Below are 13,515 nucleotides of genomic sequence, written 5' to 3' on the forward strand. Positions count from 1 at the left end.
CGCCGTGGCCGGCATCGAGGCCGTCGCCTCGTCCCTCGGCATGACCACCTCGCCCGTGACGGGTGCGAAGACCGGCGACGACACGGCCTTCGCGAACAGCGTCACCGGCGCGATCGACGAGCTGCGCTCGCTGCAGTCCGAGTCCGACACCCTGAAGGTCGCCGCCGTGACCGGCGACCTCGACGACATCCACGCCGCGATGATCGCCTCCTCGCGCGCCGCCGTCACCCTCGAACTCGTCGCCGCCGTCCGCAACAAGGGCGTCGACGCGTTCAACGAGATCATGCGGATGCAGGCCTGATGCCCCCGGCAGTGACCGGAGCGTTCCAGCGGATGCGGCGGGTAGTCGCCGGATTCTCGCTCGCGCAGCGAACCATCGCCATCATCGGCATCGCCGTGCTCGCGCTCGGCATCATCGCCCTGTCCAGCTGGCTCAGCCGCCCCACCTACACGCCGCTGTTCTCCGGCCTGAACGCCTCCGACGCGAACGCCGTGGTGGAGCAGCTGCGCTCCGCCTCCGTCCCCTACGAGCTCGCCGACGGCGGCGCCACCGTGCTCGTCCCCGAGAAGGACGTCTACGACCAGCGGCTCGCGGCCGCCTCCGCCGGGCTGCCGAGCGCCGGATCCGCCGGATACTCGCTGCTCGACGACATGGGCGTCACCACGAGCGAGTTCCAGCAGTCGGTCACCTACAAGCGCGCGATCGAGGGCGAGCTCGCCGCCACGATCTCGGCCATCGACGGCGTCTCCGCAGCGTCCGTGCAGCTCGCGATCCCCGAGGAGAGCGTCTTCGTGTCGGAGACGGTCGACGCGACCGCCTCCGTGTTCGTGGAGACCGCCGGACGCACGACGCTCGACCAGAAGCAGGTCGAGGCCATCGTGCACCTCACCTCGGCCGCCGTCAGCGGCATGAAACCGGAGAACGTGGCCGTCGTCGACCAGACCGGACGCACGCTGTCGACCGTGGGCGGCGGAGCCACCGGCGGCCTCGACCAGCAGGCGAGCGACTACGAGGCCCGCGTGGCCGCGAGCGTGCAGCAGATGCTGGACACCGTGGTCGGTCCGGGGAACGCGACCGTGACCGTGGTCGCCGAGATCGACCGCTCCGTGAACGAACGCGTCGAGGAGACCTACACCCCGGCCGAGGGCACGCCCCCGCTCACCGAAGAGGTCCGCGAGCAGAACAGCAACGGCTCCACCTCGGAGGCGGGGGTGCTCGGTCCGGACAACATCGCGGTTCCGAACGGAAACGGCGACGGCACCTACACGAACACGGAGGAGACGCGCACCAACGCCGTCAACAAGGCCACCGAGAGCACCTCCACCCCCGCGGGCACCCTGCTGCGGCAGTCGGTGTCGGTCGCCGTGGACGCCGGAGCCGGAGGCGACCTCAGCTCCGCCCAGCTCAGCGATCTCGTCGCCACCGCGGCCGGTATCGACAGGACCCGCGGCGACGAGCTCGCCGTCGAACTCGTCGCCTTCAGCCAGACGGACGCCGAGGCCGCTCAGGCCGCGCTGCAGGCGGCGAAGGACGCCGAAGAAGGTGCCCGTCAGGCCGCTCTCCTGAACACCGTGATCGTCGCAGCCGCCATCGCCATCCCCCTCATCGCCGCGATCGCCGCGCTCATCGTCCGTTCGCGGCGGAAGGCACGCGGTGCGGAGGAGTTCGACCAGCTCTTCGGCGACCGCCCCGCCGAGCTGTCCGCGCTCTCGGCCGACGCCCCGACGGCCGTGCTGGAGGCGCCGACCACACCGCTCGCCTTCCTCGAGCCGGTCCCCGACCTCGACCCCGACCCGGAGCCCGAACCCGCGCAGATCAGCCTGGAGCGCCGCCGCGCCGAGATCGCCGCGCTCACCCGTCAGGATCCGCAGCGCACCGCGGAGCTGCTGCGCACCCTCATCGACGACAGGTCGCGGGTATGAGCGGACTGACCGATCGGCAGACGGCCGCGATCGTCCTGATGAACCTCGACCGCGCCCAGGCCGTCGAGGTCATGAAGCACCTCTCCGAAGCGGAGGCCGAGGCCGTCGCCGCCGAGATCATCGGACTGCAGGATCTCGACGCGGAGACCACGGTGCAGGCGCTCGGCCAGTTCCATCGCATCGCCGCCGGGCATCTCCCGCCGGCGCGCGGCGGACGCGACATCGCCGCGGGCCTGTTGGAGGCGTCGTTCGGCTCCGAGCGGGCGGCGGCGGTGCTCGGCCGGGTCGGCTCGACGACGATGAGCGCGTCCTTCGACTTCCTCGCCTCCGCCGATGCCGCGCATCTCGCCACGCTCCTCGACGGCGAGCTGCCGCAGACCGTCGCCCTCGTGCTCGCCCATCTCCCCGCCGATCAGGCCGCCGCGGTCCTCGCCGCGCTGCCCGATCCGGCCAGGACCGACGTGGCCCAGGCCATCGCCACCATGGGCACCGCCTCGCAGGAGGCCATCACGATCGTCGCCGATGCCCTCAAGGCCCGCACCGGCAGCCTCGCCTCGCGGGACAGCCCCGAGGTGCTCGGCGGAGTCGAGCCGCTCGTGGAGATCATCGGGCGCTCCGGCGCGACGATCGAGAAGGCGCTGCTCGCCAGCATCGAGGACCGCGACAGTGCCCTCGCGGAGGACATCCGGTCGCGCATGTTCACCTTCGCCGACATCGTCAAGCTCGACGACCGCGACACCCAGCGCGTGCTGCGAGGCATGGACATCCGCTCGCTGGCCCTCGCCCTCAAGGGCGCACAGCAGCCCATCGTCGACCTCATCCGCCGTAACGTGTCCGAGCGCAACCGCGAGAACCTCGACGAGGAGGCCCGGACGCTGGGCCCGGTGCGCGTCTCCCAGGTCGAGGAGGCGCGGGCCGAGATCGTCCGGACGATCCGTGCGCTGGAGGCCGCGGGAGACATCACGGTGCAGCGGGCCGACGAGGACGAATATGTCTACTGACGCGTTCGCGCCGGCCGCGTTCCCCCGACTCGGCGGCTCCGACCACCGGGCCGAGCAGGAGCGTGCGCGCCGCCGCGGGTACGCGGAGGGGCACGCCGCCGGCTTCCGGGCAGGGGTGGCCGATGCCGAAGCTGCTCGACGAGCGGCCGAGGCCGCACAGGCGGAAAGGGAGCGCATCCGGGCTGAGGACGTCTCGGCTGCCGTCGCCGCGCTGCACGCCGCGGCCCGGTCCCTGACCGCCCGAGAGGCCGCGCTGGAGTCCGCCGCGACCGGACAGGTGCTCTCGCACGCGATCGACCTCGCGGAGCTCATCCTCGCGGCCGAACTGGGCGACGCAGGATCGTCCGCGGCCGCCGCGGCTCGCCGCGCCCTGAACGCCACCGATGCAGCCGCCGTCCGGCGTCTCCGGGTGCACCCGGAAGACCTCCGCATCCTCGCCGCGGAGGCAGGACAGGGCGTCTCCGAGATCGCGCTGGTGGCCGACGACACCCTCGCCCGCGGCGACGCCGTGGCCGAGCTGGAGCACGGCCTGATCGACGCCAGGGTCGCGACGGCCCTCGCCCGCGCGCGCCGCGCTGTCCTGGAAGGCGCGCCGTGAGCTCGTGGACCGCCGTGCTCGCGGCGGCGCGTCCGGAACGGATCGGCGAGGTCTCGCAGGTGCGCGGTCTCAGCGTGCAGGTCCGCGGCCTCGACGGCGCCGTGGGGGACGTGCTGACACTCGACGGCATCGACGCCGAGGTCGTGGCCACGGGCGAGGACGGCCTCCGGTGCATGCCCCTCGCCCCGGTCGCCGGTCTCACCGTCGGCGCCCCGGTGCGAGGGCGCGGCGGCCCGGTTCGGGTTCCCACCGGATCCGCGTTGCTCGGCCGGGTCCTGGACGGGCTCGGACGCCCCATCGACGGCAAGGGCCCCCTCGCAGCGCCGCACGTGAGCCTGGATCACGACACGCCCTCGATCATGGAGCGCGACCGCATCGACACTCCGCTTCCCCTCGGCGTGCGCGCGCTCGACACCCTGGTCAGCGTCGGCCGCGGCCAGCGCGTCGGCCTGTTCGCGGGATCCGGGGTCGGGAAGTCGTCGCTGCTGTCGATGATCGCCCGCGGCACCGAAGCCGAGGTCACCGTCATCGCCCTCGTCGGCGAGCGCGGCCGCGAGGTCCGCGAGTTCATCGAGGACGACCTGGGTCCGGAGGGACTCGCGCGCTCCGTCGTCGTCGTCTCCACCTCGGATCAGCCGGCGATGGCCCGCATCCGCGCCGCCTTCACCGCCACCCGGATCGCGGAGGCCTTCCGCGACGAGGGCGCACACGCGATCCTCATGATGGACTCGCTGACCAGGGTCGCGATGGCCCAGCGCGAGATCGGCCTCTCCGCGGGCGAGCCGCCGGCCACCCGCGGCTACCCGCCCTCCACCTTCTCCCTCCTCGCGGGGCTGCTGGAGCGCGCCGGCACCGACCGCACCGGCTCCATCACCGGCATCTACACCGTGCTCGTCGACGGCGACGACCACAACGAGCCCATCGCCGACACCGTCCGCTCGATCCTCGACGGCCACGTCGTGCTGGATCGCGCCCTCGCGCTCGCCGGGCACCACCCTGCGATCGACGTCCTCGGATCCGTCTCCCGCGTGGCCGGCAAGGTCACGAGCCGGGAGCGCCGCGACCACGCCGCCACCCTCCGTGCGGTGCTCGCGGCGCGACGCCGGGCCAACGACCTCATCGACATCGGCGCCTACCATGCCGGTGCCGACGCCCGCATCGACGCGGCGATCACGCACGAGCGCGCCATCTCGGCGTTCCTCACGCAGCCGCTCGACGAGACCAGTCCGATCGAGGAGTCCTGGATGCGGCTGGAGGGCCTGGTCTCCGCCTTCGAGGGGGTGTCATGAGCAGAGGATTCTCGCTCGCGGGTCTCCTGCGCGTCCGGGAGATCCAAGAACGCGCGGCGGCGCAGCGCTTGTCGCGCGCGGTCATCGACGCGCAGCACACCGAAGCCAGGGACCGGGTCCTGCGCGCGCATCTGGCCGGCACCGATACGGAGGCCGTGGACGTGCGTGCTCTCGCCGCACTCGCCGCGGCCCGCGTCTCCGGCCGCGCCCTGCTCGCCGATCTCACGGCGCTCGCCGACCTCCAGCAGGAGACGGTCGCCGAGGCGCGGGCCGAGCACGCCGACGCCCGGCGCACTCTCCGCGGTCTCGAACGGCTCGCCGACAACCACACGGAAGCAGTGCGGACGGCAGACCTGCGCGCGGAGCAGGCGGAACTGGACGAGATCGCCTCCCGCTCGCGGACGGAGGACCCGGCATGACCGCCCTCGACCTCATCGCTGCTCTGGACGTGCGCCCCGCACGCCCCGCAGCCTCGGTGCCCCGCGGCGCCCCCGGAGCCGCCGCCTTCGCCGATGCCGTGCGCGATGCCGTCCGGGAGACGGAGCCGGCCGACTCCGAGTCGCCCGAGGGGCCTGCGGCCGACGTCGCCACCGGCGGCGACGGCACCACGGCAGCCGTTCCCGCCGACGGTGCCGTCGCCACGCCGCCTCCGCTCCCCGCCCCGTCGCCCTCCGGGTCCGTGATCGCTCCGCCATCGATGCTGCCTGTCGCTCCGTCGGACGCCGACTCGACCGCGGTCCCGACGCCGCCGCCGGGAGAGCACACTCCGGCTCCTCCGTCTCCCGCGGGTCCGGCCGGCCCCGGCATCGACGCGCCCGCGCTGTCCGCCATCGACGCGCTCGCCCTGCCCGCCATCGACTCGGTCTCCGCTGCGGCGACGTCTCCTCATGCGGAGGCGGGGCCCACGGCGGCCGGCAGGGCGCCGGTCGCCGGACCGATCGAGGCCGAAGCGGTCCGGTCGGCCGCCGCTCTCCCGTCGCCGGCTCCGACGACGCAGCCTCCGACGATCGCAGCGGTCGTGTCCTCCCCGCCCGCCTCGTCCGTCGACGCAGCGGCGGGTGCGCGCGCCGGCGCCGACGGCGGGACGAGCACGGGGTCGGACGGCCGGATGTCCCGCCTCGCCGGCCCGGCGCCGGACGGAGCGACGGCCACGCTCGATCCCCCGACCGCGGCCCCGAGCGTCCCCGAGACCTCTTCGCTGCCCCCGACGCCCTCGGCTCCGGCGCCGGTCACCACCACGCCGGCGGGCACGACGAGCATCGACCCGGTCGCGGCCGGGTCCGCCAGCGCGCCGAGCCCGGTCGCCGCCACGGCCACTGCTGCCGTCGCGCCGCCGAGCACCGTCCCCGCGCCGGTCCGCCCAGCCCTGCTCCCCCAGGTGGCGGCCCCGGTGCTGTCCTTGGCCCAGGCCCCCGATGGCGACCACCGGATCACGCTCACCGTCTCGCCGGAGAACCTCGGTCCCGTCACCGTGCGGGCCCACATCGCCGGCTCCACCCTCCGCATCGAGCTGCAGGCCCCGAGCGAGATCGGCAGGGACGCCCTGCGTGCTCTCCTCGTCGACCTCCGCCGGGACCTCGCGGTCGCCGCGCCGCACGCCACCCTCAGCCTCAGCACGGGGGACGGCTCGTCCTCCTCGCCCCAACACGGCGCGACGACGCACGGCCAGACCGGGAACGGTGACCAGGACCGCCCGCGCCCGCAGCCCGTCCCGCGTCCCCCGACCTCGACGTCGACCACTTCCCCGCCCCCGACCGCACCGCCCGTCGCTCCGCTCGGCGGCATCGACGTCTACGCCTGACCAGAGAGGACTCCATGACCACGGTCGACTCCATCACCGGGACCCTGCCCCCGGGTGCCACGCCGACGTCCGGCGTGCAGACCGGCAGCACGACGCCGGCGGCCGAGCGCAAGAAGACCCTCGACTCCGAGGTGTTCCTCAAGCTGCTCGTGACCCAGCTCACCAATCAGGATCCGAGCTCGCCGATGAACACCAACGAGATGATCTCGCAGACCACGCAGCTGGCCTCCATGGAGCAGCTGACGGCGCTCGCCTCGACCAGCACCGAGAGCTTCGCCCTCAGCATGCGTCAGACCGCCGCCGCCCTCCTCGGGCAGGAGGCGCAGTACGTCGATGCCGACGGCGTCACCCAGAAGGGCATCGTCACCGCGGTCTCCTATGCGGGAGCCATCCCGACCGTGACCATCGGCGAGAAGTCGATCCCCCTCGACGCCGTCTCCGGCGTCTCCCTCGTCCCCGGCACCGCTGCCTGACCCCGCTCCCCAGAAAGGCACCACCATGCTCCGTTCGCTGTTCTCCGGAATCTCCGGACTCCGCTCGCACCAGACCATGCTCGACGTCACGGGCAACAACATCGCCAACGTCAACACGACCGGCTTCAAGGCGTCCTCCGTGCAGTTCCAGGACTCCCTCTCCCAGCTCCTGCGCAACTCGATGCTGCCGCAGCAGGCGACGGGTGGACAGAACCCCGCCCAGGTCGGGCTGGGCGTGCAGGTCGCCGGCATCAGCACCAACTTCGCGGGAGGCGCCCCGCAGCCGACCGGCGTGCCCACCGACCTGATGATCTCGGGTGACGGCTTCTTCGTCGTCCGCTCCGGCGGCGAGACGCTGTACACCCGCAACGGCGGCTTCACGTTCGACGCGAGCGGCCGACTCGTCGGTGCCGGCGGAGCGCTCGTCCAGGGCTGGACCGCCCGCAACGGCGCGATCGTCCCCGGTCAGGGCATCGGCGACATCACCCTCCCGGTGGGCGCCCTCAGCCCGGCCGCCGCCACCACCACGGCACGGGCCACCGGCAACCTGCCCTCGGGGGCAGCGGTCGGCGAGACGCTCGTGCGCGACATCAAGACCTACGGCGCCGACGGCTCCGCGTCCACCCTGCGGCTGACGTTCACCCGCAGCGCAACCGGCTGGGACGTCACCGACGGCGCGGGCGCGAGCACCGCACTGACGTTCACCGACGGTGTGCAGAACGGCGCCGGGAGCATCGTCTCGGGCGGCGTCACCGTCGACCTCTCCGGTGTGACTGGCTTCGCCGATGTCAGCGACATCGCGATCAAGGAGCAGAACGGCAAGCCGGCCGGCACGCTGAGCTCCTACGCGCTGACGAACGACGGCAGCCTCGTCGGCACGTTCAGCAACGGCGACACCCAGGTGCTGGCCCGCATCGCGCTGGCCGGGTTCGTGAACCCCGGGGGCCTGGAGAAGGTCGGCTCCTCGCAGTTCCGCCCGAGCGGCAACTCCGGTCAGGCCGAGCTCGGACAGCCCGGCACCGGCGGTCTCGGCGGCATCATCAGCGGCGCGCTCGAGATGTCGAACGTCGACCTCTCGCAGGAGTTCACCAACCTCATCGTCGCGCAGCGCGGTTTCCAGGCGAACGCCCGCATCATCACCACGAGCGACGAGGTGTTGCAGGAGCTCACGAACCTCAAGCGCTGACCTCTTCCGCGAGACCCCGCTTTCGCGCCGAGGCCCCGCCGTATCCACGTGGATATGGCGGGGCCTCGGCGCGAAAGCGGGGTCTCGGCAGGGTCAGACGTAGATGCCGCGCTGCTCCATGAAACGCACGGGGTTCGTGTACCCGCCGTTGATGTAGACCTCGAAGTGCAGGTGGCAGCCGAACGAGCGGCCGGTGTCGCCGGCATACGCGATGACCTGACCGGAGCGCACCCACTGGCCGCTGCGCACGTTGATGCCGCCCGGCTTGATGTGCGCGTACCCGGTGCTGATGCCGCCGCCGTGCTGGATGCGGATGTAGTTGCCGTAGTTCCCGTTCGGTCCCGCGTAGTCGACCGTGCCGGAGTTGGCGGCGTAGATCGCGGCCCCACAGCCGTTGGCGAGATCCGCACCGTAGTGGAAGCTCGACGAGCATCCCTGAGGACCGCAGATGGGGGTGCGCGGCCCGTAGCTCGAACTGCGTGCGCCGCCGTGCGGACGTACCCAGCCGCCGCTGCCGGCCGAGCCGCCGCCACCACCGCCACCACCACCGCCGCTGGTCCCCCGGCCGGCGGCGGCAGCAGCCGCGGCCGCCGCCGCTGCCTCGCGCTTGCGCCGGGCTTCCTCTTCCCGCCGTCGCGCCTCGACACCCGCCTGGTACCCCGCGACCGTCTTGGTCGTGGTGTCCTTGAGCGCCGCGAGCTGGGCCTTGAGGGTCTCGAGGTTCGCCGCCTGCTCGTCGAGCGCCGCCTGCGCGGCGTCCGCCGCCTGCTGCGCCGCGACCATCTTCTGCTCGGCGACCTGCTGCAGGCGGTCGCGCTCGTCCCGGGCGACGTCGGCCTGAGCCGTCAGCGCCTGGGCGGTGTCGCGCGCCGAGACGGCGTTGTCGTAGGTCGTCTGGTTGTACTCGAGGAACTTGTTCATCGTGCCGAGGCGCGACAGCAGCTCATCGGCGTTGGCGCCCGATCCCGCGAAGAACAGCTCCAGGGCGGTGTCGTCGCCGCCACTGCGGTAGAGCTGGGCGGCGACCTGACCGGCCTTCTTCGCAGTCTCGTCGGCGAGCGCCGCCTGCTCATCGGCCTGAGCCTGCAGCGTCTCCGCCTCCGTGATCGCCGCGAAGTACGCCTGCTGCGCCTCGTAGAACTCATCCGACGCGACCTGTGCGGCCGCCTGCGTCTCGGCGACCTTGCGCTCGAGCGACTGGATCAGCCCCTGGATACGGGTGACCTCGCCGGCCTTGGCCGCTTCGTTGCTCTTCGCCCGCTGGACGTCGTCCCAGCTCGGGTAAGACGCGGCGTGCGCGGCGGTGACGCCCGAGCCGACGCCGAAGGCGGCGAGCGCGACCACTCCCAGCGCGCCGATCCCGAAGGCATGGCGCCGGCTGACCGGCTGGTTCCACAGCGCGCCGCGCTCGGCTGCCGTCGGCGCGCAGCCGCACTCCTCGGCCGCCGTCGCCGCGGCCTTCTCCACGTTCCGATCCCGCACAAGGCTCCCTTCGCCCGCTGCTCATCGTCCCCCGCCCCTGGTCCCTATCGGCGACGACGCGCCCGCCGTGAGAAAGTTCCCCTCCGGTCCCGACCCCGCGCTAACGCGGCGCAGCGCCCGGCCGACAGTCCTCTCCGACAGCCCAGGACGGGCCGTCGGTTCCCCGCTCTCGGGCGGGGCGAGCTTTTTCCAGGATGGAGCCCATGATCGTCCTCACGCGCCTGAACCGTTCCCGGTTCGCGGTGAACCCCGACCTGATCGAACGTGTCCAGGCCACGCCGGACACGACGATCATGATGGTCGACGGCGCGACCTTCGTCGTCACGGAGACGATGGACGACGTGATCGCCCGCATCACCCGCTTCCGCGCCGGCGTCCTCGCGACCGCGGCGGCGCTGGTCGCCGCTGGCACCGAGGACGTCCGACCCGGCGCTCCCGTCGCAGGAGGGGATTCCTGATGGATCCGTCCCTCATCCTCGGGCTCGTCCTCGCGTTCGGCGCCCTGATCGCCATGATCAACCTGGAGGGCGCGACGGTCGGGTCGCTCCTGCTGCCCGCGCCCATGGTGCTCGTCTTCGGCGCCACGATCGCGGTCGGCCTCGCCAGCGGCACGCTGCGCGACGCGCTGCACGCCGTGAAGTCGCTCCCGCGCGCTTTCCGCGGTGAGCGGCGCACCGCCCAGAGCACGATCGACACCGTGGTCGGCTATGCGGAGAAAGCACGCTCCGAGGGTCTGCTCGCGCTGGAGCAGGGCCTGGACGAGGAGAAGGATCCGTTCCTGCGGCAGGCCCTGCAGAGCATCGCCGACGGCACCGACGCGGAGGATCTGCGGGTGCTTCTCGAGGACGAGCTCACCTCGACCGCCGCCCGGAACCGCACCGCCTCACGCTTCTACATGACCCTCGGCGGATTCGCCCCCACCGTCGGCATCATCGGCACCGTGGTCAGCCTCACCCATGTGCTCGAGAAGCTCGACAAGCCGGACACCCTCGGACCCATGATCGCCGCGGCCTTCGTCGCGACGCTGTGGGGCCTGCTGTCGGCGAACTTCATCTGGCTCCCGATCGGCGGCCGCCTGCAGCGCCTCGGTGAGCTGGAGCTGGAGCGCATGACGGTACTGATGGAGGGCATGCTCGCCGTCCAGGCCGGCGCCGCCCCCGCCCACGTCCGCGAACGTCTGAGCGCGCTCGTCTCCGACCGCTCCCCCGGCCGCTCCCGCCGGCGCGAGCAGCCCGCGGAGACGGAGGCGCACGAGGACCTCTTCTCATGAGCGTGCGCACCCGACGCCGTGTCCAGGAGTCCGAGCACAGCGGACCGGACGAGCGCTGGATGGCGTCGTACCTCGACATGGTGACGGTGCTCATGTGCATGTTCATCGTGCTGTTCGCGATGTCGACCGTGGACCAGGAGAAGTTCGAGGCCCTCAGCGCCTCGCTCGCGACGGGTTTCGGGCAGGAGCCCTCGGACGACGTCGACGTGACCAGCGGCGTGGTCGTGCCTCCGGAGCTCATCGACGACGAGGGCGAGGACTTCGCGGACACGGGTCTGGAGGCGGCGCAGCGCGAGTTCGACGAGCTGTCCGCGCTGCGCGAGCGGCTGCGCCAGGTTCTCGCCGAGCGCGGATTGGAGACCGACGTCACGTTCACCATCGACGAGCGCGGGCTGACGATCGGGCTCGTGAGCGCGGAGACGTTCTTCACCACCAACAGCACCGATCTCAGCCCGGCCGCGACGCAGGTGCTCGACGCCCTGGGGTCCGTCCTCATCTCCGCCCCGAACGAGATCTCCGTGGAGGGGCACGCCGACGCCCGCGGGTCGGTCGCGCCGTTCCCCACCAACTGGGAGCTTTCCGCCGGACGCTCCACCCAGGTGCTGCGCTACCTCGTGGAGGCAGCCGGACTGCCGCCGGCCCACCTCAAGTCCGTCGGCTTCGGCGACACCCGTCCGGTGGCCGCCGGAAGCACCCCCGAGCAGCTCGCGGAGAACCGCCGCGTGGACATCGTCATCCTCTCCGACGCCAGCGAGGAGGTGCGAGCGCTGATCCCGGCCGCGGGTGCCGCGCAGACCTCCCCCTGACCCGCCCCTAACGCACGCCGATCACCGCCCGATAGTCGGGTTCGTGGTGATGGATGACGGCGTGCGCTCGCGAGTGCGCGCGGAGACGGCGACCGCCGACGTCGAGGTCTACGACTTCGGACGCGCGGCGACGCTGTCGCGCGAGCACGCCCGCACCCTGGAACTCGCGTTCGAGACGTTCGCGCGTCAGTGGTCGGCCCAGCTCAGCGGCAAGATCCACGTGCGCGCGACCATCGCCGTCGAGCACGTCGGCATGCTCACGTACGGCGAGTACGCACAGTCGCTGCCGACGACGACGACCATGATCGTGTGCGCGCTGCCGGACTCCGACGAGCGTCTGATCGTGCAGGTTCCGATCCCGACCGCGACGTCCTGGATCGTGCAGATGGTCGGCGGCAGGGTCACCACCACCGCCGAGGACCGCACGTTCACGCCGATCGAGCAGGCCCTGATCCGGTCGTTGATCGGAGACGCGATCGATCACCTCACCAGCAGCCTCGACGGCCTGCTGCCTGCCGGCGTCGCCGTCGCCGGCATTCAGTACAGCTCCCAGTTCGCGCAGGTCGCCGCCGCCGGGGAGCCGGTGATCGTGGCCCGGCTGTCGATGCGCCACGGCGGTCGGACGGTGCCGGCGAGCATCATGCTGCCCGCCTCGGTGCTCGCCGGGTTCGCGGTGCGGGCCTCCGACGCCGACCGGTCCGAGACCCCTGGCCTCGTGCGCCGCCAGGTGGAGTCGACTCCGGTCGAGATCGCCCTCCGGCTGGCGCCGCGGAGCGTGCTCCCCCGCGAGGTGCTCGATCTCGCCGTCGGGGATCTGCTGCCCCTGCCGCACGCCGCCGACCGCCCGATGCTCCTCACCGTCGGCGACCAGACCGTCGCGACTGCGGCCGTCGGGAGCGCCGGCGCCCGCCTCGCCTGCGTCGTGACCGCCACCGTCCCCGAAACCGCCCCCGCTCAGGAGTCCGCGTGATCAGCACCACCGCCTACGAGTCCGCCGTCGCCGCCGCGTTCGCGGCGCGACTGCCCACCGCCGCACCGGTCACCGCCCGCGCCTCCCAGGTGTCCGGCGACACCGGCGAGGCGGTCGTCGCGCAGTTCGTGGGCGAGGCGAGCGCCCAGCTCGCCGTGCAGCTCCTCGATGCCGACGTCCTCGTCGACGGTCTCAGGGACCGTCCGCTCACCGACCGGCTGCTGGATGCGCTCGAGGCCGCCGCGACCGCCCTCGGTCCCGGGCTGCTCGGCGAGGCCGCGGTCGGCGACGCCTCGGCCGTGTTCGCCGACCCGCAGACCCAGCTCTTCGACCTCGTCGACCACACCGAGCGCACCATCGGCCGGCTCGCGGTCCGGATCACGCATCGACCGGCGCGTCCGACCGGAGCCGACGGCCGCCTGCACCGCATCGCGGGTGTCGAGATGGAGCTCACGGTCGAGATCGGCCGCACCCGCATGGCGGTCCGCGACGTGCTCGACCTCGAGCCCGGTCGCATCGTGGAGCTCGATCGCTCCGCGGGCGCCCCCGCCGACGTCAAGCTCAACGGCCGCACGATCGCGCATGGCGAGGTCGTCGTCGTCGACCAGGACTACGCGGTGCGGATCACCCGCATCCTCGAGAACGTCGAGGCCTGACCCTGGACGACCTCCTGCTCGCGCTGCGGGTCGGGCTGTCGCTCGCCGCCGTCCTCGGGC

15 protein-coding genes are annotated in these 13,515 nt (G+C 72.7%); 14 read left to right on the top strand and 1 reads right to left on the bottom strand.

Going from position 1 to position 13,515, the window contains the following annotated elements; all coding sequences use genetic code 11:
* The first annotated feature begins 40 nt into the window (after positions 1-40).
* Genes fliE through BK819_RS00840 form a run of 9 tightly spaced genes read left to right on the top strand, consistent with a single transcriptional unit; the run spans position 41 to position 8,271 of the window.
* Positions 41-301: a flagellar hook-basal body complex protein FliE gene (fliE, locus tag BK819_RS00800; protein WP_051582258.1), complete on the top strand. Its 261-nt coding sequence runs from the start codon at positions 41-43 to the stop codon at positions 299-301.
* Entirely contained in the window at positions 301-1,923 is a 1,623-nt protein-coding gene (gene fliF / locus BK819_RS00805) for a flagellar basal-body MS-ring/collar protein FliF (RefSeq protein WP_071327495.1), read from the top strand. Before fliE ends, fliF begins: the two co-directional genes overlap by 1 nt.
* Positions 1,920-2,924: a flagellar motor switch protein FliG gene (gene fliG, locus BK819_RS00810; RefSeq protein WP_071327496.1), complete on the top strand. Its 1,005-nt coding sequence runs from the start codon at positions 1,920-1,922 to the stop codon at positions 2,922-2,924. The genes fliF and fliG overlap by 4 nt, the downstream gene beginning before the upstream one ends.
* A complete protein-coding gene (locus BK819_RS00815) occupies positions 2,914-3,522 on the top strand; it encodes a FliH/SctL family protein (protein WP_071327497.1) in 609 nt (202 codons plus the stop codon). The genes fliG and BK819_RS00815 overlap by 11 nt, the downstream gene beginning before the upstream one ends.
* The gene (locus tag BK819_RS00820; RefSeq protein WP_071327498.1) at positions 3,519-4,811 is read left to right on the top strand and encodes a FliI/YscN family ATPase; all 1,293 of its coding nucleotides are present in this window, start codon (positions 3,519-3,521) and stop codon (positions 4,809-4,811) included. Before BK819_RS00815 ends, BK819_RS00820 begins: the two co-directional genes overlap by 4 nt.
* A complete protein-coding gene (locus BK819_RS00825; protein ID WP_071327499.1) occupies positions 4,808-5,230 on the top strand; it encodes a hypothetical protein in 423 nt (140 codons plus the stop codon). The genes BK819_RS00820 and BK819_RS00825 overlap by 4 nt, the downstream gene beginning before the upstream one ends.
* Positions 5,227-6,612, top strand: coding sequence for a flagellar hook-length control protein FliK (locus BK819_RS00830; protein ID WP_071327500.1), 1,386 nt, complete (start codon positions 5,227-5,229; stop codon positions 6,610-6,612). Before BK819_RS00825 ends, BK819_RS00830 begins: the two co-directional genes overlap by 4 nt.
* Before the next feature lie 14 nt (positions 6,613-6,626).
* Positions 6,627-7,085 carry a flagellar hook assembly protein FlgD gene (locus tag BK819_RS00835; RefSeq protein WP_071327501.1) on the top strand — a complete coding sequence of 153 codons (459 nt, stop codon included), beginning with the start codon at positions 6,627-6,629 and terminating at the stop codon, positions 7,083-7,085.
* 25 nt (positions 7,086-7,110) lie between these two features.
* Positions 7,111-8,271, top strand: a complete 1,161-nt coding sequence (locus tag BK819_RS00840) for a flagellar hook protein FlgE (protein ID WP_060923655.1) — start codon at positions 7,111-7,113, stop codon at positions 8,269-8,271.
* A 93-nt stretch (positions 8,272-8,364) separates the two neighbouring features.
* On the opposite strand, the gene BK819_RS00845 is transcribed toward BK819_RS00840, so the two are convergent.
* Positions 8,365-9,738 (bottom strand): M23 family metallopeptidase, encoded by a 1,374-nt coding sequence (locus BK819_RS00845; protein WP_071328041.1) that lies wholly within the window; start codon positions 9,736-9,738, stop codon positions 8,365-8,367.
* A 218-nt stretch (positions 9,739-9,956) separates the two neighbouring features.
* Here BK819_RS00845 and BK819_RS00850 point away from each other — a divergent pair, with 218 nt between their 5' ends.
* Genes BK819_RS00850 through fliN form a run of 5 tightly spaced genes read left to right on the top strand, consistent with a single transcriptional unit; the run spans position 9,957 to position 13,455 of the window.
* A complete protein-coding gene (locus BK819_RS00850) occupies positions 9,957-10,211 on the top strand; it encodes a flagellar FlbD family protein (protein WP_071327502.1) in 255 nt (84 codons plus the stop codon).
* Positions 10,211-11,023, top strand: coding sequence for a motility protein A (locus BK819_RS00855; protein ID WP_071327503.1), 813 nt, complete (start codon positions 10,211-10,213; stop codon positions 11,021-11,023). The genes BK819_RS00850 and BK819_RS00855 overlap by 1 nt, the downstream gene beginning before the upstream one ends.
* Positions 11,020-11,829 (top strand): flagellar motor protein MotB, encoded by an 810-nt coding sequence (locus BK819_RS00860; RefSeq protein WP_071327504.1) that lies wholly within the window; start codon positions 11,020-11,022, stop codon positions 11,827-11,829. The genes BK819_RS00855 and BK819_RS00860 overlap by 4 nt, the downstream gene beginning before the upstream one ends.
* A gap of 49 nt (positions 11,830-11,878) precedes the next feature.
* Positions 11,879-12,799, top strand: coding sequence for a flagellar motor switch protein FliM (locus tag BK819_RS00865; RefSeq protein ID WP_071327505.1), 921 nt, complete (start codon positions 11,879-11,881; stop codon positions 12,797-12,799).
* On the top strand, positions 12,796-13,455 hold the full coding sequence (gene fliN / locus BK819_RS00870; protein WP_071327506.1) for a flagellar motor switch protein FliN: 660 nt from the start codon (positions 12,796-12,798) through the stop codon (positions 13,453-13,455). The genes BK819_RS00865 and fliN overlap by 4 nt, the downstream gene beginning before the upstream one ends.
* Positions 13,456-13,515 lie beyond the last annotated feature (60 nt).

It is taken from the genome of Microbacterium sp. LCT-H2, from assembly GCF_001866135.1.
Taxonomy (GTDB): domain Bacteria; phylum Actinomycetota; class Actinomycetes; order Actinomycetales; family Microbacteriaceae; genus Microbacterium.